Genomic DNA, 21,636 nt, shown 5'->3' with positions numbered 1-21,636 from the left:
TCAACCCCGCCGTGCGGTTGTTTCACGACCCGCCGCCGCCCCGCCAACCCCACACACCCCCCCCCCCCCCCCCCCGGGGGCGGCCGGGGCCCGGGGGGGCCCCCCCCCGGGCCGCTGTGTCACGGGCGGGAAGGGACGGTGCGGGCCCCTTCCCGCCGTGTGGGTGGTGCGTCGGCCCTCGGCTCAGCCGAGACCGCCCTTGATGGCGCCGATGAGCTCACCGTTGCTCGTGTCACCGGAGAGCTCCCAGAAGAACGCGCCACCGAGGCCCTGATTGTTCGCGTACGTCATCTTGCCGTTGATGGTCGACGGAGTGTCGTAGCTCCACCAGTTGCTGCCGCACTTGGCGTACGCGGTGCCGGCGATCGTGCCGGTGGCCGGGCAGGTGTTCTTGAGGACCTTGTAGTCCTCGATGCCGGCCTCGTAGGTGCCCGGCGCCGCGCCGGTGGCGCTGCCACCCGGAGCGGCCTGGGTGACACCGGTCCAGCCCCGACCGTAGAAGCCGATGCCGAGCAGCAGCTTGTTGGCCGGGACGCCCTTGCTCTTGAGCTTCTGGATCGCCGCGTCGGAGTTGAAGCCCTGCTGCGGGATGCCGGTGTACGAGGTGAGCGGCGAGTGCGGCGCCGTCGGACCCTGGGCGTTGAAGGCGCCGAAGTAGTCGTACGTCATCGGCATGAGCCAGTTGAGGTTGCCGATGGCGCCGGCGTAGTCGGTGGCGTCGATCTTGCCGCCGTTGCTGCCGTCCGCGGTGATCGCGGCGGTGACCAGGGCGCTGGACCCGAACCTCGACCGCAACGCGCTGATCACGTTCTTGAACGCGTTCGGGCCGCTGGTGTCACAGGTCAGGCCGCAGGCGTTGGGGTACTCCCAGTCGACGTCGATGCCGTCGAAGACGTCCGCCCAGCGCGGGTCCTCGACCAGGTTGTAGCAGCTCTCGGCGAACGCGGCCGGGTTCTGCGCGGCCTGGGTGAAGCCGCCGGACCAGGTCCAGCCACCGAACGACCAGATCACCTTGAGGTGCGGGTTCATTTGCTTGAGCTTGCGCAGCTGGTTGAAGCTGCCGCGCAGCGGCTGGTCCCACGTGTCGGCGACGCCGTCCACGCTGTCCGCCGCGGTGTACGCCTTCTCGTAGTCGGCGTAGCTGTCACCGATGGCGCAACGACCGCCGGTGGTGTTGCCGAAGGCGTACAGGATGTGGGTCAGCTTCGCGGCCGAGCCGCTGGTCTGGATGTTCTTGACGTGGTAGTTGCGCCCGTAGACGCCCCACTCGGCGAAGTAGCCGACGACCTTCTTGCCACCCGGGTTCGGCGGGTTGGTGGTCGGCGGTGGCGTGGTGGGCGGAGGGGTGGTGGGCGGCGTCGTCGTGGGCGGGGTGGTGGTCGGCGGAGTCGTGGTCGGCGGGGTGGTCCCGCCGCCGCACGCGGCACCGTTGATGGTGCAGTTCAGCGGTGCCTTGTAGGCGCCGCTGCCGTTGTAGCCCCAGCTGAACGAGGCGCCGGGGGCGATGCCGCCGGCCCAGCTCTTCTTGACCGCGACGTAGTGGTTGCCGCTGCTGGTGACGTCGGCGTCCCACGCGCTGCTGATGGTGGTGCCCGACGGCAGGTCGAACTCGATGCGCCAGGTGGTGACCGTGGCGCTGGAACCGTTGGTGACGGTCACCCTCGTCTCGTGACCGGTCCCCCAGTCCTGCGCCTTGGTGAAGGTGGTGGTGACCGTGCCGGCACCGAACGCGGTGGTCACCGGCACCGCTGCGACGGTCACGGCGACCACGGCACCGGCCCAGAGGGCCCGGCGGAGCGATCTTTTCATGAGGCGTCTCCCGAACTGTTAGGAAACTTTCCAAAAGAGTTGGTGAGACGGTACTCACAGCATTATCAGTTCGTCAAGATGCGCATGTTTCGATTTCTCCTGGTGCACGGAGTGCGTACGCTGCGCCCACCCCGGGTGGACGCCCGGCCGGCGCGTAGCCTCGGCCCATGACCGTCTTCGACATCCCGATCGACGCCCTCAACGGCGGCCCCGCCGACCTGGCCCGCTACCGCGGCAAGGCGTTGCTGGTCGTCAACGTGGCCTCCCGCTGTGGCCTCACCCCCCAGTACGCCGGCCTCCAGACGCTCGCCGACTCGTACGCCGACCGGGGCCTCGTGGTGCTCGGCGTGCCGTGCAACCAGTTCGCCGGGCAGGAGCCGGGCAGCGCCGCCGAGATCAGCGACTTCTGCCAGGTCAACTACGGGGTCACCTTCCCGCTGACCGAGAAGGTCGACGTCAACGGCCCCGACCGGCACCCGCTCTACGCCGCGCTGGTGGACACCCCGGACACCGACGGGCACACCGGTGACGTGCGCTGGAACTTCGAGAAGTTCCTGGTGGCCCCGGACGGCTCGGTCGCCGCCCGCTTCGCCCCCACGGTCGAGCCCGACTCCAACGACCTCCGCGCCGCCATCGAAAAGAACCTCCCCACCCCCTGACGCCCGGGGCAGCGCGCCTGGGCTCGGCTAGGCCGGGCTGAATTCGGCCAGGCCGGGCTGGACTCGGTCGATCATGGAGTCATGGTGCCTGGATTGCACCGATAGACCCGAATCGTTCCCCACCACAACTCCATGATCGACGGCCTCGCCGGCCCTCCCGGCCCCGGGCTGCTACCGGGCCGCGTGTCCGGCCGTCGATCACCCGCACGACCGCTCGTCACCGGAGAGTGGCACGTTGCCGGAGAGCCGATCGGCGACAAGCGTGAGCAGTACGTTGTGCAGAACGGGCTCGCGCCGCGACCAGGCACCCGCCGGGACGGCGAAGATCGCGAGGTCCGCGACGAGGACAGCGCGGGCCTGACGGTCCGCGCAGCCGCCCGGCAGCGGGCAACCGAATAACCCACCAGGATGGTCGGGAATGCGTCGTGGGTGGACGGAGTTGGGAACGAGCATGACAACTGTGGGACTGATCGGCAGTGGCAACATCGGCGGCACCGTGGCCCGGCTGGCCGTCGACGCCGGCTATGACGTGGTGCTCAGCAACTCGCGGGGCCCGGAGACCCTCACCGACCTGGTCGAGGCCCTGGGCGCGCACGCCAGCGCCGGCACCACGCAGGACGCGGCGCAGGTCGGCGACCTGGTGGTGGTCACTGTGCCGCTGAAGGCGTACCGCGCGGTGCCCGTGGAGCCGCTGGCCGGCAAGGTCGTCATCGACACCAACAACTACTACCCGGAGCGCGATGGCGCCTTCCCGGAGCTGGACTCGGGCGAGACCACCAGCAGCGAGCTGCTCCAGCGGCACCTGCCGCAGTCGCGGGTGGTCAAGGTCTTCAACAACATCTACTTCAAGGGCCTGGCCGCCCTCCCCCGGCCGTCCGGTGCGGCGGACCGCAGCGCCCTCGCGATCGCCGGTGACGACGCCGCCGCGAAGGCCGAGGTGACCGCCTTTCTAAACCGGATCGGCTACGACGCGGTCGACGTCGGCCCGCTGGCTGAGGGGTGGCGCTACCAGCCGGACACCCCGGCGTACGGCACGCTCTACTCCGCCAGCCCGACCGACTGGGAGCACCCGGCCCCGGCCGACGCCGCGAAACTGCGCGCCGCCCTGGCCGCCGCCACCCGCTGAGCAAGGCCAGCCGCCGCCCTCCCCGCGATCGGTAGCGATACGCGCGCAAAAACATCGCTGTGGCAACTTGCGTCGTAGTCCTGCTCACGGGACCCTGTTCTCTGGGTTGCCGCCCGCTCACCGAACGTGCTCCCGGAGGCGACATGCACACGCTCCGTACCGTGCCCCGCCGGCTGTTGGCCGGCTCCGGCGCGCTCCTACTCGGCACCGCCCTCGCCACCGCCGCCATTCCCATTCCTGCCAACGCCGCGACCGGCGCGGACACCGTCGGATACGTCCGGCTCGCGCACCTCTCCCCGGACACCCCGGCGGTGGACGTCTACCTGGCCGCGCCGGGCGCGGCGAAGCCGCAGGTCTTCCCCGGGGTCGGTTACGGCGTGGTCTCCGACTACCTCGAACTCGCTCCGGGCCGGTACGCGGTGGCCATGCGCGAGGCGGGCGCCCCCGCCACCGACCCCCCGGTGCTCACCACCGAGGTCGCGGTGACCAGCGGAGACGCCTTCACGGTGGCCGGTGTGGGCCGGCACGCCGACCTCGGCCTGCGGGTGCTCAACGACGATCTCAGCGCTCCCACCGACGGCCGCGCCAAGGTGCGGGTCGTGCAGGCGTCGGTGCGGACCCCGGTGCTCGACGTGGCCGCCGCCGACGGCCCGATGATCGCGGGCGGGGTGCAGTTCGCCACCACAACCGACTACCAGCAGGTCGAGCCGGGCAGGTGGCGGCTGAAGCTGACGGGTCCCGGCGGGCCGAGCACCGACGCCGAGGTGCGGCTCACCGGCGGCGCCGTCTACTCGCTGCTGGTGCTCGACGCGAAGCAGGGCGGGCTCACCGCCGAGTTGCGGCGCGACGCCGAGGGCGGCACGGTCGTCCCGGCCGGTGGGGTGGACACCGGCGCCGGTGGCACGGCCGGGGCCGGGCTCGACGCGTACCCCCTGGTGGCCGGCGGTCTGGCCGCGGCGGCCGGCGCGGTGGCCCTGCTGCTCTGGCGTCGGCGGCGGCGCACCACCTGGTGAGCGCCGGGCCGGACCCGTCGATCCGGCGGCACCGTGACCGCCGCGTGCCGCTGGCCGCGCTGGTCGCGGCCGGCGCGGCGGTCTGCCTGGCCGTTGGCACCGGGGTCGGGCTGGCCACCACCGGCCCGCCACCGCCGATGGCGAGCTGGCACCTCGGCTGCGGCGACGACTGTCCGTCGGTGGCCGCCACGCCCGCGCCGCGGGATCCTCCACCCACCCGGGTACGCATACCGCGCATCGACGTCGACTCCGCGCTCACCGTGCTGGGTCTGGACCGCGCCGGCGCGCTGATTCCGCCCACCGACTTCGACACGGCCGGCTGGTACGGCGGCGGCCCGGCTCCCGGCGACACCGGCCCGGCCCTGCTCGCCGGGCATCTGGACTCGCGCCGTGGCCCGGCGGTGTTCGCCCGGCTCGGTGAGTTGCGGCCCGGCGACCGGGTCGAGGTGTGGCGCGGCGGGCAGCGGTTGGCGTTCCGGGTGACGGGGTCGCTGCGTACCCGGAAGGACAGCTTTCCGACCGACGTGGTCTACGGCCCGACGCCCGGGGCGGAGTTGCGCCTGGTCACCTGCGGGGGCGACTTCGACCGGCGGCGGGGGCACTACCGGGACAACGTCGTGGTCTTCGCGGTGACCGACGCCCCCGACCCGATCCTGCCGACGTCCGCGGCGGGCTGAGTCAGAGGGGGCGGCGGCCGGCGAAGCCGCACTCGGCCCGGTGGTACCAGCGCACGTCGGAGTCGCCCTCCAGCCAGCACCAGAGCACGGCGCGGCCGGCCCGCTCGCCGGGGAAGTCGAGCAGCACCGGAGCGATGCCCTTGACCTGGATGTCGTGCTGGTGCAGCTCGTCGACGACGGCGTGCAGCCGGGCCTCCAGCGCCTTCACCTCGGCCAGCCCACCGAGCGCGCTCACGCCGTGGTCGGCCAGGTCGGCGCGCAACTCGGCCAGGTCGGCCCGGACCCGGATCAACTCGTCGACGCGCGGCTGCAGGGTGGCCACCAGGTGCCGGGCCTGGGCAAGTGTGAACACCGGGCCAGTATGCGGCACGCACGGCTCCGCGACGCGCCCCGAACGCTCAGTCGGCCTGTGCCGCCAGCTCGCGGGCGCGATCCCGGGCGGCCTCCAGCGCGGCGAGCAGCGCCGCGCGTACGCCGTGCTTCTCCAACTCCCGGATCGCGGAGATGGTGGTGCCGGCCGGCGAGGTGACCGCCTCGCGCAGCTTGACCGGGTGCTCGCCGGAGTCGCGCAGCATCACCGCCGACCCGATCGCGGTCTGCACGATCAACTCGTGCGCCACCTGGCGGGGCAGCCCGAGCAGGATCCCCGCGTCGATCATGGCCTCGACCAGCAGGTAGAAGTAGGCCGGGCCGGAGCCGGAGAGCGCGGTGACGGCGTCCTGCTGCGACTCGGGCACCCGGATCGTCTGGCCGAGCGGCTTGAACATCTCCTCGGCCAACGTCAGGTGCGCTCCGGTGGCGTACGCGCCGGCGGAGATCGCGGTCATCGCCTCGTCGACAAGCGCCGGGGTGTTGGTCATCACCCGCACCACCGGGGTGCCGTCGGGCAACCGGCGGCTGAAGAAGCTGGTGGGCAGACCGGCGCAGAGTGAGATGACGAGCTTGTCGGCCGGCACCTTGGGGCCGATCTCGTCGAGGAGCGCGGCGGCGTCCTGCGGTTTCACCGAGACGGCGAGCACCGCCGCCTCGTCCACCGCGGTCAGGTTGTCGACCACCCGTACGCCGTAACGGGCCGTCAACTCCTCGGCGCGAGCGGGCCGGCGGGCGGTGGCCAGCAGCCGGTCCACCGGCCATCCCGAGCGCAGCAGCCCGGAGAGCATCAGCTCACCGATCTTGCCCGCGCCGATCACCGCGACCGTGTGCACTCCGGCGGACATGTCGGCCCGTACCCCCTCGCATTGGGTCGCGGGGGGGGGGGGGGCGCCCCCCCCGCCCCCCCCGCCCCCCCCCCCCCCCCCCGACGATCGATCAGCTGCCGAAGAAGACCTCGGCCTCGGCGTACCGCTCCAGAGGAACGGTCTTCAGTTCGCGGGTGGCCTCGGCGAGGGGCACCCGGACGATGTCGGTGCTCTGCATCGCGACCATCTTGCCCCAGTCGCCGTCGTTGACGGCGTCGATGGCCTGCAGGCCCAGGCGGGTGGCGAGCACCCGGTCGAAGGCGGTCGGGGTGCCACCGCGCTGGATGTGGCCCAGCACCACGGTGCGGGCCTCCTTGCCGGTCTTGGCCTCCAGCTGCTCGGCGAGCCACTGGCCGATGCCGCCGAGGCGGACGTGGCCGAAGGAGTCGAGCTCCTGGTTGGCGAGGACCATCTGGCCGTCGAGCGGCTGGGCGCCCTCGGCGACCACGACGATCGGGGCGTACTGGTGCTGGAAGCGCTTCTCGACGTAGCCGGCCACCTGGTCGACGTCGAACTGGCGCTCCGGCAGCAGGATCACGTTGGCGCCGCCGGCCAGGCCGGCGTGCAGGGCGATCCAGCCGGCGTGCCGGCCCATCACCTCGACGACAAGGGTGCGGTGGTGGCTCTCCGCGGTGGTGTGCAGCCGGTCGATGGCCTCCATCGCGATGTTGACCGCGGTGTCGAAGCCGAAGGTGTAGTCGGTGGCGCCGAGGTCGTTGTCGATCGTCTTCGGCACGCCGACGACGTGCACGCCCAGCTCGTAGAGCTTGGTGGCCACGCCGAGGGTGTCCTCGCCGCCGATCGCGATCAGCGCGTCCACGCCCTGGGCGGCGAGGTTGTCCTTGATCCGCTCGACGCCGTTCTCGATCTTGAACGGGTTGGTCCGGGACGAGCCGAGGATGGTGCCGCCGCGGGGCAGGATGCCGCGGACGTCGGCGATGTCCAGGGGCCGGGACAGACCCTCAAGCGGGCCCTTCCAGCCGTCCCGGAAGCCCACGAACTCGTGACCGTAAGTGGCGACGCCCTTGCGGACCACCGCCCGGATGACCGCGTTGAGACCGGGGCAGTCGCCGCCGCCGGTGAGCACGCCGATACGCATGATCCGCTCATCCTCCTGGAGCATCAGGTAAAGCCCGATATGCCCCAGGGTATGTGTCAGGTCAGACCATCGGCGCCGTTGCCGGCCCGGGGCGGGCCGTCACTGCGAACTGTAGTCGGCCCGCCGGTACGACGACAGCGCGCCCCGGGCACCCGCCCCCGGTCAGTAGGTCACCTCGTGGTTCTCGCCGGCCTCCGGTGGCCGGCCGGCGACCGCGGCCTTCGCGTAGCTGAGCAGGTTCACCACCGTGCTGTTCGGCGAGTCCCAGTACTCGGCGGAGCTGGCGTGCACCTTGATCAGCGTGAGACCGGGGGTGTCCAGCCCGTCGGGGAACCACGGCTTGAGCAGCGGGCTCCACAGCCGCTCGGCCCGGGCCCGGTCGAGCCCCTCGGTGGCGGTGCCGGAGATCGACACCCAGGCGTTGTGCTTCTGGTCGGAGAAGGCGACGTTGACCTCCGGGTTCACCCGGAGCTGACGGATCTTGGCCGAGTCGGCGTAGGCGAAGAACCACAGCTCGCCGTCGAACTCGGCCTCCTGGAGCGTCATCGGTCGACTCATCTGCCGCCCGTCCAGAGCGGTCGTGGTGAGCATGCAGATCCGCGCGGCCCGGGCCAGGCCGGTGACCCGGGCGCGTGCCTCCGCGGCGCTGGTCGGCTGGTCGCTCATGGCAATCTCCCTCGGCTCGGCTGGTCGAACCGTTGCCCGGGACAGAACCGGTCAAACCTACGGCGGGCGGCCACCACTCAACGGGCGGTCATCGCCCGCCAGCGGGCCAGGTTGTGCCGGGCGTCGACCAGAGCGTCATGCCGGGCCGCGTCCGCGTCCGGCAGGGGCGGCCGGCCACGGTCGTCCCAGAGCTGCCGCAGTTCCTTGGTGTAGCGGGGAATCTCCCGGGGCAGCGCCGGCATCGCACCCCAGAGCTGGGCGAGCACCACGTGGTCGTACGCGGCGAACCAGGCCCACAGCTCCAACTGCTCCCCCGGGCGGTCCCGGATCGGCTCGACCAGGAAGTCGTACAGGTCGTCGCGGATCCGTTCACGCGAGCGCCAGGCTCGGTCCGCCGGGGAGGGCAGCTTGTCCAGCACGTTGCGTCGCACCCAGGGCACGGCGCGGGAGTCGTCGAACTCGGTGGAGACCGCGTAGAACTCGCGGCCGTACTCGTCGACGACACCGATCGAGACGAGGTCGACGGTCGTGCCGTCCTCGATGAACTCGCAGTCGTAGAAGTAGCGGTAGACCATTCCGGGCATCTTCGCCCACCGCCGCACGGCCGTGCCCGGCGGGGCCCGTCCGGAGGGTCGGCCGCGGTGCGGCGGAACCCCGGTGAACGGTCCGTCGCAGCTCGTGACGGTCACGGAAGTGCTTCGAGGGGTGTACAGCAAGCGACCGGACCGTCATGATCTGATGTGTACCGCTACCGGACGCCGAATCGGTGTCAGTTCACCTTGTCGGGGCCCATCAAGTTCGCCCGGTGAGCGAGTTGTGGTCCATGACCGGGGGAGGGGTTGGGCCGTGGAGGTTCGCCTGCCAGAGCCGGGTGACGCGCTCACGGGAGTCGAGATGTTCGCCGGGCTGGAGCCCGAGGTGCGGCAGCGCGTCATCGCTGCCGCCGTTCCGCGCACCTACCGCAAGGGCCAGCTGCTCTTCGTGGAGAACGACCCCGGCGAGTCGCTGATCGTGCTGCGCCGCGGCGCGGTGGCCGTGTTCCGCACCGCACCCACCGGCGAGCGGGCCGTGCTGTCTGTTATCCGTCCACCGGACGTGCTCGGTGAGGTCTCCCTGCTCGACGCGTCCACCCGGTCCGCCTCGGCGGAGGCCATCGAGGACTGCGCGGCGCTCGCGCTGTCGCGGGGCGCGTTCATGGAGTTGGTGCACTCCAACCCCCGCATCCTGGACGCGGTGATGCGCTCACTGGGCGGGCTGATCCGCCGGCTCACCGAGCAGAACGCCGACCACGTCTTCCTCGACCTGCCCGGTCGGGTGGCGAAGACGCTGGTTCGGTTGGCCGGCGAGAGCCAGGCACCGATGATCACGATCGAGCTCAACCAGAGCCAGCTGGCCGAGATGGCCGGTGGTTCCCGGCAGAGCGTCAACCAGGCGATCGGCTCGTTCGCGAGCCGCGGCTGGCTGCGTACCGAGGGCCGCCGGATCGTGGTGACCGACGTGGCCGCGCTACGCCGCCGCGCCGGCATGGCCGACCGCTGACCGACCGGCCCGCCCGGTTCGTCGCCGGTCGGGCATCCGATCTGGACACGCGCCACCCGCCGCTGCCCACTCCCCCATCCGTACGCACGGCTGCGCCGGCTGCCAGTGGCAGCCGGCGTCACCGTTCTCGCGGTTCAGCGGATCGGGTTCAGCGGGTCGCGCCCGGCCAACGGGTCGCGGCCGACTGGTAGCCGGGGCCCGCCCAGAAGCCCGGTCCGGCCCAGAAGCCCGGTCCGGCCCAGATACCCGGTCCGGCCCAGCCGCTCGCGGTCGTGGTGGTCGTCGTCGTGGTCGCCATGTCGTCCCCCTGGTCGATGTGTGGTGCCTGTCGTGCCAAGGACGCTATGGCGTAGAGCGTTGGGACGAAATAGGACAAATCGACATGAATCACTAGCTGAAGAGTGGTTGTTGGCCCCCGCACCGCGCTGACAAGGTTGCCGCGCCCGCCCCTGTTCCAAGGCCCGTGCCGACATACCCGCAGCAGTGAGGAGCCACCGGTCATGTCATTACTCCGCGGCAATGTCGCATTTCGTCGATACTGGTCGGCGCGCCTGGTGTCGTACACCGGTGACCAGCTGGCCCGGACGGCGCTGCTGATCGCCGTCTACGACCGGCACGGTGGCGGCGCGGTCGCCCTGCTCCTGCTGGCGTCCACGGTGCCCCGCCTGCTCGGACCGTTGCTCGGTGCCCTGGCCGACCGGTTCGACCAGCGCCGGCTGATGATCGGTTGCGACACCGCCCAGGCGTTGACGTACCTCGCCGTCGCGCTGCTCGCGCCGCCCCTGCCCGTCCTGCTGGCGCTGATCACCGCGGCTACCACGGCCGCCACCGCGTTCACTCCCGCCGGACGCAGCCTGCTCCCCCGCCTGGTCGAACGCGAGCAACTGCCGGCGGCGAACGCGCAACTCGCGACCGGCGTTAACATCGGGCTCGCTGCCGGGCCAGCCGTCGGCGGCCTCCTGCTGGCGACCCTCGGCCTGACCGCCACGCTGCTCGTGGACGCGGCGACCTTCGTCCTCTCCGCGCTGCTGATCGGCGGAGTCCGGACACTCTCGACGACCGGCGCGACCCGCCGGTCCGAGCCACTGCACACGGTCTTGCGCGAAGGGCTGCGGGTGGTCCGAGGGCACAGCGTCGTCCGTGCGGTCTCGGTCGGGTTCCTGGTGATGGTGATGTTCGCCGCGCTGGACAACCTCGCCATCGTCCCCCTCGGACGCGCCGAACTGGGCGCCACCGAGGTCACGATCGGTTTGCTGGGGACCGCCTACGGCGTCGGAATGGTGCTCGGTCCGATGTGCCTGGCGAGAACCGGCGTACGCATCCGGATGGACCTGGTCCTCTACGGCGCGCTGCTCGCGCTCGGCGCCGGAACGCTGGTCACCGGCCTCAGCCCGGTGATCGCGCTCGCCATCGCCGGCCAGGCGGTCGCCGGTGTCGGCGCGGGCTGGCACAACGTCGCCGCCGACACCCTCATCCAGCAGAACGTGCCGGCCGAACGGCTCGGCGTGGTGTTCGGCACCGTCTACATGTTCCCGTACGCGGCGGAGGCACTGGCCTACGCCGTCGGCGCACCGCTGTTGGCGGTGGTCGGGCCACGATGGGTGCTGGTCATCTCGGGGTTGGGTGTGCTGGCCACCCTGGGGCTGATCGCTCCCCTGCTCACCCGGGCCCTCGGGCTACGGCTGCCGACACCGGGCAGGTTCGCGGCGGCCAACGGGTGAGGCTGCACGACGGGTGCGGCCGGCGGACCGTTGGCCCGCCGACCGCACCCGGACGATCAGTTCTCTTTGCTGTCGGCCGGCGGCGCACCCGGCCCCGGACCGATCTTCTTCGGATCGGTCGGCTTACCGGCCGTGGACGTGCTCGACGAGGTGGTCGTGGTCTCCCCCGACCCGCCCGACTGACCCTCAGGCTCTTCCACCATGCCCTGCTCCTCCAGTTCGGCGAGAGTGACCGCATCGACGTCGATCGTGTCGCCCGGCGCCCACTGCGTGCCACCCGGATCGGTCCACGAGGCGGACAGTCGTACCTGCACGGCACTCTCCCTGACATGAAACTTCCTGGTACGGAACACTAACCCCGACCGATCGATGACGTTGCCCGTCCGCACGTCGGGTACCCGACTGGGCTGACCGGCCGCGATACTGACCTCTTTCGCCCACGGAGCTGAACATCGACCTCAAGTGTGGACACTGCGCACGCGCGGCCGGGCCGGACGACCGCTTCTGCGGCGGGTGTGGCCAGCCGCTCGGGGTCAACTGTGCGCACTGCGGGCACGCCAACAGCACCGAGGTCAACTTCTGCACGAGCTGTGGCCAACCGTTGCGGGACCACGTCGTCGCGGTGCAGGAGGACAGGCGTCAGGTCAGCGTGCTCTTCGTCGACATCGTGGACTTCACCAGTTACGCGGAGCGGGCCGACCCGGAGCAGGCCCGCAGTCTGCAACAGACCTACTTCGCCACGGTGCGCCGGATCGTGCACCAGTACGGCGGGGTGGTCGAGAAGTACATCGGCGACGCCGCGATGGCGCTGTTCGGCGCGCCGGTGGCCACCGACAACGACGCGTTGCGGTGTGTCCGCGCCGGCCTGGAACTGCAGCGGAACCTGGCCCGCCAGCCCGCCGGTCCGCAGCCGCCGCTCGGCTTCCGGGTCGGCATCGCGACCGGCGAGGCCCTGGTCGACCTCTCCGCCACCCGCGACGGTGGGCAGGCCTTCGTGACCGGAGACGTGGTCAACACGGCCTCCCGCCTGCAGGGTTTCGCCCCACCGGGCGGTGTCGTCGTCGACGAGAGCACCTGGTCGGCCACCCGACACGAGATGGAGTACGCCGACCAGCCGCCGGTCACCCTGCGCGGCCGGTCCGCGGTGAGCCGGATCTGGCTGGCCGTCCAGGTCCGACCACACCGGGACCCGCGCGGTGCCGAGCTGACCCCGATGGTGGACCGGGAGCACGAGCGCGGCCTGCTGGTCAACGCGCTGCACCGGATGGTGACCGAGCGGACCTCCCAGTTGGTGACGGTGTTCGGCCCGGCCGGTGTGGGCAAGAGCCGGCTGCTGCGCGAGCTGGCTCGACACGCGGGCAGCGTGCCCGGCCCACCGATCACCTGGCTCGTCGGGCAGTGCCCGCCGTTCGGCGAGAACGTCACCTGGGCCGCGCTGTCGGACATCGTGAAGACCTGGGTGGGGGTACCGGAGGTCGACGACCCGGCCGCGCTGCGCGAGCGGCTGCGGGCCCGTCTCGGGGAACTCGCCGACCCGCACGCGACCCGGCTGGCCGAGGCGCTCGGGCCGCTGATCGGCGTACCCGGTGAACGACTCACCCCCGGCGAGACCGAGGCCGCCTGGCGGCGGTTCCTGCTGGCCCTGGCCACCACCGGCCCGACCGTGCTGGTCTTCGAGGACATGCACTGGGCGGACCAGGCCATGCTCGCCTTCGTCGAGCAGTTGGGCGCGTCAGCGCGCGGCGTACCGCTGCTGGTCGTCGCGACCGCCCGGCCGGAGCTGCGGGAGCGGAACCCGGCCTGGACCGGCACGATCAGTGGCGCGATGTCCATCTCGGTGCCGCCCATGCACGACACCGACATCGACACGCTCTACTCGCTGCTCCTCGGGCAGGCGACGCTGCCCTCCAGCTCGCGTACCCCGCTGATCGAGTTCGCCGACGGCAACCCGCTCTACGCCCAGGAGTACGCCCGGATGCTGCTGGACGGAGGCCTGCTCGACGCGGTCGGTTCGGCCTCCCGCCCCGACCTCGACGGTGGCGCGGAGATGCCGCGCACGGTGCAAGCGGTCATCGCCAACCGGCTCGACCTGCTGGACCCGGCCGACCGGGCGGTGCTCCAGGCCGCCGCCGTGGTCGGCGTGGTGTTCTGGGCCGCGCCGGTGGCGATGGCGCTGGGCCGGCCGGTGGAGTGGGTGGAGCGTGCGCTGGACCGCCTGCAACGTCGCGACCTGGTGTACGAGCAGAGCACGTCGACGATGCCCGGCCAGTCCGAGTACCGGTTCCGGCACATCCTGGTACGCGACGTCTGCTACCAGCGGCTGCCCCGGGCCGAGCGGGTGCTGCGCCACCAACGCACCGCCGACTGGATGGCGCAGCTCACCGACGGCCGGCAGTACGACCTGGCCGAGGTGCTGGCCAACCATCGCTGGGCGGCACACGAGATCGCCCGGACCGTCGGTCTGGACACCGCCCCCTACGCCCCGTCGGCGCGGGCCGCGCTGCACCGGGCGGCCCGCCGGGCGTACGAGCTGCACGCGCTGGACACCGCCGCCGCGCTTGTCGGTCGGGCGCTGGCCCTGGACGTCGAGCCGGACCCGGCGTTGGAGCTGTTCGACGCCGAGCTGGCGTTCTATCGGGACGGGGACGCCTTCCTGGTGGGGGGAGGCACGGACACCCTGACCCGGCTGGCCGAGCGGCTCACCACCAGTGGCGACCGGACGGGGGCGGCGCGCGCCTGGACGCTGCTCGCCACCGCCGCGTGGAGTCGGGCCGACCGTTCGACGACTCTGCACTGCCTGGACCAGGCGATCGGCATCTACAGCGACCTACCGGACAGCCAGGAGAAGGCGGGCGCCCTGCTGGAGCTGGCCCGGGTGCACATGCTGAACGCGGAGACCGAGCCGGCGTGCACCGCGGCGCGGGCGGCGGCGTCCCTCGCCGAGCGGCTCCAGCTGCGCGAGGTCCAGGCCAACGCGCGGATCACCCTGGCCGTGGCGCGCTACCTGGCCGGCTCCGCCGAGGCGTTCCCGGAGCTGGCGGAGGTGACCGAGCACTGCCGGGTGGAACGGCTGACCAGTCGACGCCGGGCGGTGCAGAACCTGGCCTGGGCGTTGCAGGAGGAGGGCGACCTGGCCGGCTCGGCCCGGCTGGTCGACGAGCAGCTCACCCTCGACCTGGGCGGCGAGCACAGCCTGGCCACCAGCTTCGCCGACCAGTGGGCGCGGTCGTACTACGCGGGTGACTGGACGGCGGCGCTGGCGATGGCGGCGGAGTCGACCCGACGGCCGACCGCCGAGTGGGACCTGCACATCGTGGCGGTCTCGGGTTGGATGCGCGGGCTGGCCGGCGCCGAGCTGATGGCAACCTCCGGGCCCGACGGAGCTGCGGGGCCGGACGGAGCCGCGGGGCCAGACGCAGCGGGTGGGGATCTGGTCGAGCAGGCGCTGGTCGCGGCCCGGCGCAGCGGATTCCACCGGGTGCTGCGCTCCACCCTGGCGCACGCCGCGCTCTGCCGGGCGGTGCAGGGCCACCGGGACGAGGCGATGGCGCTGCTCACCGAGCTGGACGAGGACTGGCGACGCACCCGGATGATTCCGTTCGCGGAATGGGTGCCGGCCGTCGGGCATGTCGCCGGGGTGCTCGGCGCGGACGCGGCCCGGCTGGTCCGGCAGCTGCTCGACCGGGCGCCCCGGACGACCCCGTGGGCTCGGGCCGCCGGTCAGGTCGCCGACGCCACGCTGGCCCGGCACGCCGGGGACGCCTCGACCGCGGCGAACCTGCTGCGTTCGGCGGCGGCGAGCTACGCCCGGATGGCCGACGTGACCGACGAGGTCATCACGCTGGCGCTGGCGATCGGCCCGCTGGCCGAGACCGACCCACCCGCCGCCGCGGCGACCCGCGCCCGCCTGCACGACTTCGCCACCCGTCACCACGCCCCGGCCCTGCTCCACCTGCCCTGACCGCCGACCGGGCCGGCAGGGCGGGCCGGCAGGGCGGGCCGGCAGGGCGGGCCGGCAGGGCGGGCCGGCAGGGCGGGCCGGCAGGGCGGGCCGGCGCGGCGGTGGTCAGGCGGCCAGCGGCGCCGGGACGGGCTCCTTGAGCTTCTGGGCGTAGATGTCGACGTACTCCCGACCGGAGAGCTCCATCAACTCGTACATGATCTCGTCGGTGACCGCGCGCTCGACGAACCGGTCGCCGGCCAGGCCGGCGTAGCGGGAGAAGTCCAGCGGCGCCCCGAACCGGATCTTCACCCGGTCGATCTTGGGGATGAGCTTGCCCGGCGGCTGGATCTCGTCGGCGTTGAGCATCGCCACCGGCACCACCACTGCGCCGCTCTCCAGGGCGAGCCGGGCCACCCCGGTCTTGCCCCGGTAGAGCCGCCCGTCCGGGGAGCGGGTGCCTTCGGGGTAGATGCCTGCCACTCCCCCGGCACGCAGCACCTGCAACTGGGTGTCCAGGGCGGCGCGCGCGGCCCGGCCGCCGGAGCGGTCCACCGGAATCGTCCCGGTGCCGACGAAGAACATCTTGGTCAGCCAGCCCTTGATCCCCTTGCCGGTGAAGTATTCGGCCTTGGCGACGAAGGTGACCTTCCGGGCGGTGATCAACGGCGTGAAGATCGAGTCGGAGAAGGAGAGGTGGTTGCTCGCCAGGATCACCGGACCGGTCGCCGGCACGTTGCGCAGGCCCTCCACCTGCGGGCGGAAGATCAGCTTGAGCAGCGGACCGAGGATGACGTACTTCAGCAGCCAGTAGAGCACCGGCGTCCTTTCCGTGGTGTGCCCGCGACAGCGCCAGCCGTCGTCGCCGCCGAGCCTACGAAGCGAGCGCTCTCACCACAACGGACGAAACCCGGATCGCCGGCAGGTCAGCGGGGCCGCGCTCGGCGGGTCGCGCGCCCGGCCGCCAACGATCACCGAGATCGCACTTGTCGCGCAAGAACGGACAAAGGAGCCACGCCGCGACCTGCGGAAGCAGCCGTGACTTTGGAAGACGCGACACAACGCACTCCCGGAACCATGCCCTGACGTGTCACGATTCAGAGCACGGCGTGCGGACGGGCGTCGAGGGGCAGCGGTGGCCGCGCCGGAAGGCGCGTTAAGGGGGATGTCCGGGTGTCAGCGGGTGGGGCCCGCCGGGGACGGCGGGACAACGGGCTCGACGCGAACGAGTACGCCGTCGTCGGCGACGTCGATCCGCGCGTCGGTGAGCACCTGCTCGACGTGCTGGCCGCCGGTGGGATCGCCGCCTACCTCCAGCCCTCCGCCGACCTCAACCCGGTCACCCGCACCACCACCGTGCCGGCCCGGCCGGTCGACCGGCTGTACGTCGACCGCTCGCACCTGACCACCGCCCGGGACTATCTGACCCAACTCGCCGACGAGACCGCTCCGGAGCAGCCGCCGGCTCGCGACGAACCGGACATCGACGCCGAGTGGGCGCGAATCGTGGCGGGCTTCCATACCACCTCCACGCCCGGTGACCACCCGTGGCCAGCCTCGGAGGACGTGGACGAACGGGACGGGCGGGACGAGCCGACCTCCGGGCCGCTGACCCGTTCCGGCGCCGACGAGCCCGGTCCGACCGCCACCGACGTCCGCCGCCTACCGTCCGCGACGGACATCTCCGGGATCTCCGTGGGGCGCGGCACCCGACCGGACGAGCCCTCCCTGTTGGACGGGCTGGACACCTTCGGTGCCGACCTGCCCGACGACGAGGACGACGAGGGTTACCACCCACCGCCACCGCCGCCGCTGCCGCGGGTCAGCAAGTACGCGGTGATCGGCGTGCTCGGGGTGGTCGTCGGGTTCGTGCTGTTCCTCTTCCCGTGGCTGCTCCCGATCGACCGCTCGGCGGTCACGCTGTTCGGGTTCACCGGCATCCTGGCCGGTTTCGTCACGCTGATCTGGCGGCTGCGCCCCGGCGACGAGGACGAGGACGACCCGGACAACGGCGCCGTCGTCTGAGTTGGGCCCGCATCCCGGGACGGCAGCGCCCCGCCGGGGGCGTAACAGTGGTGTAACTTACTGTCAGTAGGAATACCGCTGTACGTCACTTCCCCCGCTGACTGACCGGTTTTTCCTTGCTCGCGGCGGTCAGTCCTCTGCTGATCGGAATGCCCGAGATGCGACAGAGTTCTCTCGTGGTGGTGGCCAACCGCCTCCCCATCGACGACAATCAGGCCCCCGACGGGGCCTGCGAGTGGCGGCGCAGCCCAGGTGGGTTGGTCAGCGCGCTGCACCCGCTCCTGCGGCACACCCCGGCGACCTGGGTCGGCTGGGCCGGTGGCACCGGGCCGGCCCCCGCACTACCGGACGTGGACGGCGTGCGGATGCACACCGTCGCGCTCAGCCCGGAAGACCTGCGCGACCACTACGAGGGGTTCGCCAACGCCACCCTCTGGCCGCTCTACCACGACTCGGTGGAGCAGCCGCAGCACCACCGCCGGTGGTGGGAGGCGTACCAGCGGGTCAACCAGCGCTTCGCCGAGGCGACCGCCGAGGTGGCCGAGCCGGGCGGCGTGGTCTGGGTGCAGGATTACCACCTGCAACTGGTCCCCGGTCTGCTGCGCGCCCTCCGCCCGGACCTGCGCATCGGGTTCTTCCTGCACGTGCCGTTCCCGCCGCCGGAGCTCTTCATGCAACTGCCCCGCCGGGCCGAACTGCTGCGCGGCATGCTCGGCGCCGACCTGGTCGGCTTCCAGCGGGTGCAGGCGGCGCACAACTTCGCCCAGCTGGTGACCCGGGTGCTGGAGCTGCCGGCCACCGACCGGCGGATCGGCATCGACGACCGGGTCGTGCGCATCGGCGCGTTCCCGGTCTCCATCGACACCGCCGAGATGGCCGCGCTCGCCGACCGCCCGGACGTGGCCGCTCGGGCCCACCGACTCCGTCAGGACCTCGGTGATCCCCGACAGGTCGTCCTCAGCGTGGACCGGATGGATTACACCAAGGGCATCGAGCAGCGCCTCAAGGCGTACAGCGAACTGCTCGCCAGCGGCGACGTGAAGGTCCGCGACACGGTGCTGGTGCAGGTCGCCATGCCGAGCCGGGAACGCGTCGGCCAGTACCAGATCCTGCGCGAGCGCATCGAGCGCGAGGTCGGCCGGATCAACGGCGAGTTCGGCCGGGTCGGTGAGCCGGCGATCCACTACCTCACCCAGCCCTTCGACCGGGCCGAGCTGGCCGCGCTCTACCGGGTCGCCGACGTGATGGCGGTGACCCCGTTGCGCGACGGGATGAACCTGGTCGCCAAGGAGTACGTGGCCGCGCGGGTCGACGACACGGGCGCGCTGCTGCTCAGCGAGTTCGCCGGCACCGCCGCCGAGCTGTCCCAGGCGTACCTGGTCAACCCGCACGACCTGGAAGGGCTCAAGCAGGGCCTGCGCGCGGCGCTGCGGGCCAGCCCGGCCGACACCACCCAGCGGATGCGGGCCATGCGCGCCCACCTGCACCAGCACGACATCCGGGCCTGGGCTCGGTCCTACCTACGCGCCCTGGACGAGGGCGGCGCCCTGGTCGGTCGCCTGACCAGCACCGACACCGGCTCCGACGACACCGCCCGGGTGCCCCGGCCGACCACCCCGAGCGGCAGCCCGGCCGTCCACCAGGCCGGCGGCTGACCGGCGGCCCGGCTGCTCAGTGCGCCGCGGGCTCCTTCTCCAGCCAGTCCAGGATCGCGTCGATCGGCTCCGCCCACCGCGCGTCCAGCATCAGGTCGTGGCCCATCCCGGGAAAGAGCAGCGGCGCCGACCCGTACCGGCGGGCCACCCGGGTCAACGTCGACGCCGGCACCACCCGGTCGTCCGGGCTGCCCAGCACCAGCACCGGGGGCGCGCCCACGGCCGGCTCGGCCTCCGGCTCACCCAGCAGCGCCCACTGGGCCCGCCGACCCGCCCGACCGAGGCGTCCGACGTACCGTCGGGCCTCCTCGTCGGGCAACTCGCGGCTGAACAGCTGCCCCCGGTTGAGCCGCAGCGGCCCGCCGAACACCGCCGGCAGCGTGCCGGCGGGGTTGCGCCGCAACGCCGCGCCCAGCACACCCCAGCCGCCGAAGACCGGCGCCACCAGGACCGCGCCCCGCGCCGGGTAGCGGGCCAACGCGTGCGCCACCACCAGGGCGCCGGCGCCGTGCCCGACAAGCACCGCCTGCCGCGGCAGGCTCGCGGCCACCTGGACCACGTCGTGGGCGTACGCCCGCAGCGTCGCCTCCGGCGCCGGCTCGCTGGCACCGTGCCCGCGCAGGCTCACCGCGTACGCCGGGAAACCCCGCGACGCCGCGTGACCCAACCAGTGCTCGGCGAACGCCCACGCGCCGTGCCCGAACCCGGGAACGAAGAGCAGCGGCGGACGCCCCTCCTCCAGCTCGGGGATCGCGCTGAGCACCTCCCGCCGGGCTGGCCGGACCGGCCGGGACCACTCCCGACCCCGCATGATCCGCAGTTCACCGCTCGCGCTCACCGTGCCAGCCTTTCGTTCGCGACTGCGGGGCTCGCAAGCTCACTCCTCGCGCTCACCGAGCCAGCCTTTCGTTCGCGACTGCGGGGCTCGCAAGCTCACTCCTCGCGCTCACCGAGCCAACCTTTCGTTCGCGACTGCGGGGCTCGCAAGCTCACTCCTCGCGCTCACTTGCCCTCCAGCTCGACCAGGGCGCGCTGGATGGCGCGCAGGTAGTCGGCGTGCCCGACCTCGAACCAGTGCCGGCTGCTGTCCTTGACCGGCCCGGAGTACCGCTCCCCGGCCCGGTCCCGCACCCGCTGCGCGAACGCCGCGGCCCGTTCCGGCCGATCCCGACGGGCCTGTAGCAGTCGGGCGAAGAGCACCGTCTGCCAGTGCGACAGGGTGAACAGCCCGGAGTCCGGTTGCAGCAGGCCGGCGACGGCGAGGGTCGGATGCCCCGGGGTGAACGCGTTGAGCCACAGCGTGGGCCGGCCCGCGCCCGCGCTGTCACCGAACACCGAGGCGTCGAGGAACTCGAAGCGCGGCAGGTAGCCGGTGGCGAAGACGACCACCTCGGGGTCGATCTCGCGGCCGTCGGCCAACTCCACGGCGTACGGGTTGAACCGGGCGACGTCCGGCACCGGGCCGATCCCGCCGTGGCCCACGTAGTAGACGAGCTGGCTGTTCGCGATCGGGTGCGTCTCGTACACCCGGTGGTCGGGCTTGGGCAGGCCGAAGCGGGTCAGGTCGCCGACGGTCAGTCGCAGCGTCCAGTGGTAGAGCCACTGCCGCACCCGCAGCGGCACCCGCAGCGCCAGCAGGGTGTCGTTGACCTGGTCGGCGGGGCGACCGAGCACGTACTTCGGCGCGTACCAGTAGCCGCGCCGGGTGGAGTGCCAGCAGCGCGACGCCTGCTGGGCGGCCTCGACGGCGATGTCGCAGCCGGTGTTGCCGGCCCCGACCACCAGCACCCGCTTGCCGCGCAGCTGCGCCGGGTCCTTGTAGGACGAGGCGTGCATGATCTCGCCACGGAACTGTTCGAGGCCCTCGTAGCGGGGCAGCTTCGGCGACCAGTTGTGGCCGTTGGCGATCACCACTGCGGCGTACCGGGCGGTGCGCTCGGGGCCGTACCCGCCGGTGGAGCGGGTGGTCACGTCCCACCGGTCCCCCTCGACGGGCTCGACCCGGATCACCTCGGTGCCGAACCAGATGTGCGAGCGCAGGTCGAAGTGGTCGGCGTACCGCTCGAAGTACGACAGCACCTGACCGTGGTGCGGGTAGTCCGGCCAGGAGTCCGGCATCGGGAAGTCGGGGAACTGGGTGAACGGCTTCGACGAGATCAGGTGGGTGCTGGCGTACACCGGGCTGCGGTCGTGCCGCCAGTTCCAGGCGCCGCCGACGCCGGTCTCCCGCTCGTAGCAGTCCACGCCGAACCCGTGCTCGCGCAGGTTCTTGATGGCCGTCAGGCCGCTGGCCCCGGCCCCGATGACGCAGACCGTGTCGCCCCGGTCGGAGACCGGTCGGCCGTCGCCGTTCGCCGCGGGCGAGGTCGCCTCCGGGTCGGGCCGGCCGTGGTCGGTGGAGGTGGACACCGGGGACATCTCCTTTTGGTACGGCAGGCGTGCCGGTCGCCGCGAAATCCTCTCCACAAC

Annotated in this window: 21 protein-coding genes; 9 read left to right on the top strand and 12 right to left on the bottom strand. The window is 72.3% G+C overall.

What is annotated here, in order from left to right; all coding sequences use genetic code 11:
- Positions 1 to 183: 183 nt before the first annotated feature.
- On the bottom strand, positions 184 to 1,809 hold the full coding sequence (locus ACIBD9_RS11435; RefSeq protein WP_363615476.1) for a glycosyl hydrolase family 18 protein: 1,626 nt from the start codon (positions 1,807 to 1,809) through the stop codon (positions 184 to 186).
- A gap of 167 nt (positions 1,810 to 1,976) precedes the next feature.
- Between ACIBD9_RS11435 and ACIBD9_RS11430 the strand changes: the two genes are divergently transcribed.
- Entirely contained in the window at positions 1,977 to 2,468 is a 492-nt protein-coding gene (locus tag ACIBD9_RS11430; protein WP_396716680.1) for a glutathione peroxidase, read from the top strand.
- A gap of 198 nt (positions 2,469 to 2,666) precedes the next feature.
- Here ACIBD9_RS11430 and ACIBD9_RS11425 read toward each other — a convergent pair whose 3' ends face one another.
- Positions 2,667 to 2,921, bottom strand: a complete 255-nt coding sequence (locus ACIBD9_RS11425) for a hypothetical protein (RefSeq protein ID WP_396716678.1) — start codon at positions 2,919 to 2,921, stop codon at positions 2,667 to 2,669.
- Here ACIBD9_RS11425 and ACIBD9_RS11420 point away from each other — a divergent pair.
- From ACIBD9_RS11420 to ACIBD9_RS11410, 3 genes are all read left to right on the top strand, one after another.
- Positions 2,920 to 3,594 (top strand): NADPH-dependent F420 reductase, encoded by a 675-nt coding sequence (locus tag ACIBD9_RS11420; RefSeq protein ID WP_396716676.1) that lies wholly within the window; start codon positions 2,920 to 2,922, stop codon positions 3,592 to 3,594. The genes ACIBD9_RS11425 and ACIBD9_RS11420 overlap by 2 nt on opposite strands.
- Positions 3,595 to 3,737: 143 nt before the next feature.
- Positions 3,738 to 4,607, top strand: coding sequence for a DUF4397 domain-containing protein (locus ACIBD9_RS11415; RefSeq protein WP_396716674.1), 870 nt, complete (start codon positions 3,738 to 3,740; stop codon positions 4,605 to 4,607).
- Entirely contained in the window at positions 4,604 to 5,284 is a 681-nt protein-coding gene (locus ACIBD9_RS11410) for a class F sortase (protein ID WP_396716672.1), read from the top strand. Before ACIBD9_RS11415 ends, ACIBD9_RS11410 begins: the two co-directional genes overlap by 4 nt.
- Position 5,285: 1 nt before the next feature.
- Here the strand turns inward: ACIBD9_RS11410 and ACIBD9_RS11405 are convergent, their stop codons facing one another.
- The 5 genes from ACIBD9_RS11405 to ACIBD9_RS11385 form a co-directional block, all read right to left on the bottom strand.
- Positions 5,286 to 5,636, bottom strand: a complete 351-nt coding sequence (locus ACIBD9_RS11405; protein WP_036412622.1) for a DUF2203 domain-containing protein — start codon at positions 5,634 to 5,636, stop codon at positions 5,286 to 5,288.
- 46 nt (positions 5,637 to 5,682) lie between these two features.
- Entirely contained in the window at positions 5,683 to 6,501 is an 819-nt protein-coding gene (gene proC / locus ACIBD9_RS11400; RefSeq protein ID WP_238661521.1) for a pyrroline-5-carboxylate reductase, read from the bottom strand.
- 91 nt (positions 6,502 to 6,592) lie between these two features.
- Entirely contained in the window at positions 6,593 to 7,621 is a 1,029-nt protein-coding gene (locus ACIBD9_RS11395) for a 6-phosphofructokinase (RefSeq protein ID WP_091408060.1), read from the bottom strand.
- 162 nt (positions 7,622 to 7,783) lie between these two features.
- Positions 7,784 to 8,287 carry a pyridoxamine 5'-phosphate oxidase family protein gene (locus tag ACIBD9_RS11390; RefSeq protein WP_396716669.1) on the bottom strand — a complete coding sequence of 168 codons (504 nt, stop codon included), beginning with the start codon at positions 8,285 to 8,287 and terminating at the stop codon, positions 7,784 to 7,786.
- Between the two features lie 77 nt (positions 8,288 to 8,364).
- The gene (locus ACIBD9_RS11385; protein WP_112582786.1) at positions 8,365 to 8,862 is read right to left on the bottom strand and encodes a polyadenylate-specific 3'-exoribonuclease AS; all 498 of its coding nucleotides are present in this window, start codon (positions 8,860 to 8,862) and stop codon (positions 8,365 to 8,367) included.
- Between the two features lie 271 nt (positions 8,863 to 9,133).
- Here ACIBD9_RS11385 and ACIBD9_RS11380 point away from each other — a divergent pair, with 271 nt between their 5' ends.
- Positions 9,134 to 9,826, top strand: coding sequence for a Crp/Fnr family transcriptional regulator (locus tag ACIBD9_RS11380; protein WP_091407574.1), 693 nt, complete (start codon positions 9,134 to 9,136; stop codon positions 9,824 to 9,826).
- A gap of 148 nt (positions 9,827 to 9,974) precedes the next feature.
- Here the strand turns inward: ACIBD9_RS11380 and ACIBD9_RS11375 are convergent, their stop codons facing one another.
- The gene (locus ACIBD9_RS11375) at positions 9,975 to 10,124 is read right to left on the bottom strand and encodes a hypothetical protein (protein ID WP_354942546.1); all 150 of its coding nucleotides are present in this window, start codon (positions 10,122 to 10,124) and stop codon (positions 9,975 to 9,977) included.
- A gap of 202 nt (positions 10,125 to 10,326) precedes the next feature.
- Here ACIBD9_RS11375 and ACIBD9_RS11370 point away from each other — a divergent pair, with 202 nt between their 5' ends.
- Positions 10,327 to 11,547 (top strand): MFS transporter, encoded by a 1,221-nt coding sequence (locus tag ACIBD9_RS11370; protein ID WP_396716667.1) that lies wholly within the window; start codon positions 10,327 to 10,329, stop codon positions 11,545 to 11,547.
- Positions 11,548 to 11,603: 56 nt separating this feature from the next.
- On the opposite strand, the gene ACIBD9_RS11365 is transcribed toward ACIBD9_RS11370, so the two are convergent.
- Positions 11,604 to 11,861, bottom strand: a complete 258-nt coding sequence (locus ACIBD9_RS11365) for a hypothetical protein (protein ID WP_387176506.1) — start codon at positions 11,859 to 11,861, stop codon at positions 11,604 to 11,606.
- 131 nt (positions 11,862 to 11,992) lie between these two features.
- Here ACIBD9_RS11365 and ACIBD9_RS11360 point away from each other — a divergent pair, with 131 nt between their 5' ends.
- A complete protein-coding gene (locus ACIBD9_RS11360) occupies positions 11,993 to 15,508 on the top strand; it encodes an AAA family ATPase (RefSeq protein ID WP_396716714.1) in 3,516 nt (1,171 codons plus the stop codon).
- Positions 15,509 to 15,613: 105 nt separating this feature from the next.
- Here ACIBD9_RS11360 and ACIBD9_RS11355 read toward each other — a convergent pair whose 3' ends face one another.
- A complete protein-coding gene (locus tag ACIBD9_RS11355; protein WP_396716665.1) occupies positions 15,614 to 16,306 on the bottom strand; it encodes a lysophospholipid acyltransferase family protein in 693 nt (230 codons plus the stop codon).
- 354 nt (positions 16,307 to 16,660) lie between these two features.
- On the opposite strand from ACIBD9_RS11355, the gene ACIBD9_RS11350 reads away from it, so the two are divergent.
- Both ACIBD9_RS11350 and ACIBD9_RS11345 read left to right on the top strand, forming a co-directional pair.
- On the top strand, positions 16,661 to 17,512 hold the full coding sequence (locus tag ACIBD9_RS11350; RefSeq protein WP_396716663.1) for a DUF308 domain-containing protein: 852 nt from the start codon (positions 16,661 to 16,663) through the stop codon (positions 17,510 to 17,512).
- 158 nt (positions 17,513 to 17,670) lie between these two features.
- Positions 17,671 to 19,167, top strand: a complete 1,497-nt coding sequence (locus tag ACIBD9_RS11345; protein ID WP_396716712.1) for a trehalose-6-phosphate synthase — start codon at positions 17,671 to 17,673, stop codon at positions 19,165 to 19,167.
- Between the two features lie 16 nt (positions 19,168 to 19,183).
- Here ACIBD9_RS11345 and ACIBD9_RS11340 read toward each other — a convergent pair whose 3' ends face one another.
- Entirely contained in the window at positions 19,184 to 19,978 is a 795-nt protein-coding gene (locus ACIBD9_RS11340) for an alpha/beta hydrolase (RefSeq protein WP_396716710.1), read from the bottom strand.
- Positions 19,979 to 20,169: 191 nt separating this feature from the next.
- On the bottom strand, positions 20,170 to 21,576 hold the full coding sequence (locus ACIBD9_RS11335; protein WP_396716661.1) for a flavin-containing monooxygenase: 1,407 nt from the start codon (positions 21,574 to 21,576) through the stop codon (positions 20,170 to 20,172).
- Between the last annotated feature and the right edge of the window lie 60 nt (positions 21,577 to 21,636).

This window comes from Micromonospora sp. NPDC050784 (assembly GCF_044456765.1).
In the GTDB taxonomy this organism is placed as follows: Bacteria; Actinomycetota; Actinomycetes; order Mycobacteriales; family Micromonosporaceae; genus Micromonospora; species Micromonospora foliorum.
The sequence above is the reverse complement of the archived record's forward strand: the minus strand, read 5'-3'. Positions and strand labels throughout refer to the sequence as shown.

Bases quoted from the DNA above. Each gene is read 5' to 3' on its own strand.
- ACIBD9_RS11435 (WP_363615476.1), bottom strand. From the start codon at position 1,809: ATGAAAAGATCGCTCCGCCGGGCCCTCTGGGCCGGTGCCGTGGTCGCC.
- ACIBD9_RS11430 (WP_396716680.1), top strand. From the start codon at position 1,977: ATGACCGTCTTCGACATCCCGATCGACGCCCTCAACGGCGGCCCCGCC.
- ACIBD9_RS11420 (WP_396716676.1), top strand. From the start codon at position 2,920: ATGACAACTGTGGGACTGATCGGCAGTGGCAACATCGGCGGCACCGTG.
- ACIBD9_RS11425 (WP_396716678.1), bottom strand. From the start codon at position 2,921: ATGCTCGTTCCCAACTCCGTCCACCCACGACGCATTCCCGACCATCCT.
- ACIBD9_RS11415 (WP_396716674.1), top strand. From the start codon at position 3,738: ATGCACACGCTCCGTACCGTGCCCCGCCGGCTGTTGGCCGGCTCCGGC.
- proC (WP_238661521.1), bottom strand. From the start codon at position 6,501: ATGTCCGCCGGAGTGCACACGGTCGCGGTGATCGGCGCGGGCAAGATC.
- ACIBD9_RS11395 (WP_091408060.1), bottom strand. From the start codon at position 7,621: ATGCGTATCGGCGTGCTCACCGGCGGCGGCGACTGCCCCGGTCTCAAC.
- ACIBD9_RS11390 (WP_396716669.1), bottom strand. From the start codon at position 8,287: ATGAGCGACCAGCCGACCAGCGCCGCGGAGGCACGCGCCCGGGTCACC.
- ACIBD9_RS11385 (WP_112582786.1), bottom strand. From the start codon at position 8,862: ATGGTCTACCGCTACTTCTACGACTGCGAGTTCATCGAGGACGGCACG.
- ACIBD9_RS11375 (WP_354942546.1), bottom strand. From the start codon at position 10,124: ATGGCGACCACGACGACGACCACCACGACCGCGAGCGGCTGGGCCGGA.
- ACIBD9_RS11370 (WP_396716667.1), top strand. From the start codon at position 10,327: ATGTCATTACTCCGCGGCAATGTCGCATTTCGTCGATACTGGTCGGCG.
- ACIBD9_RS11345 (WP_396716712.1), top strand. From the start codon at position 17,671: ATGCGACAGAGTTCTCTCGTGGTGGTGGCCAACCGCCTCCCCATCGAC.
- ACIBD9_RS11340 (WP_396716710.1), bottom strand. From the start codon at position 19,978: ATGCGGGGTCGGGAGTGGTCCCGGCCGGTCCGGCCAGCCCGGCGGGAG.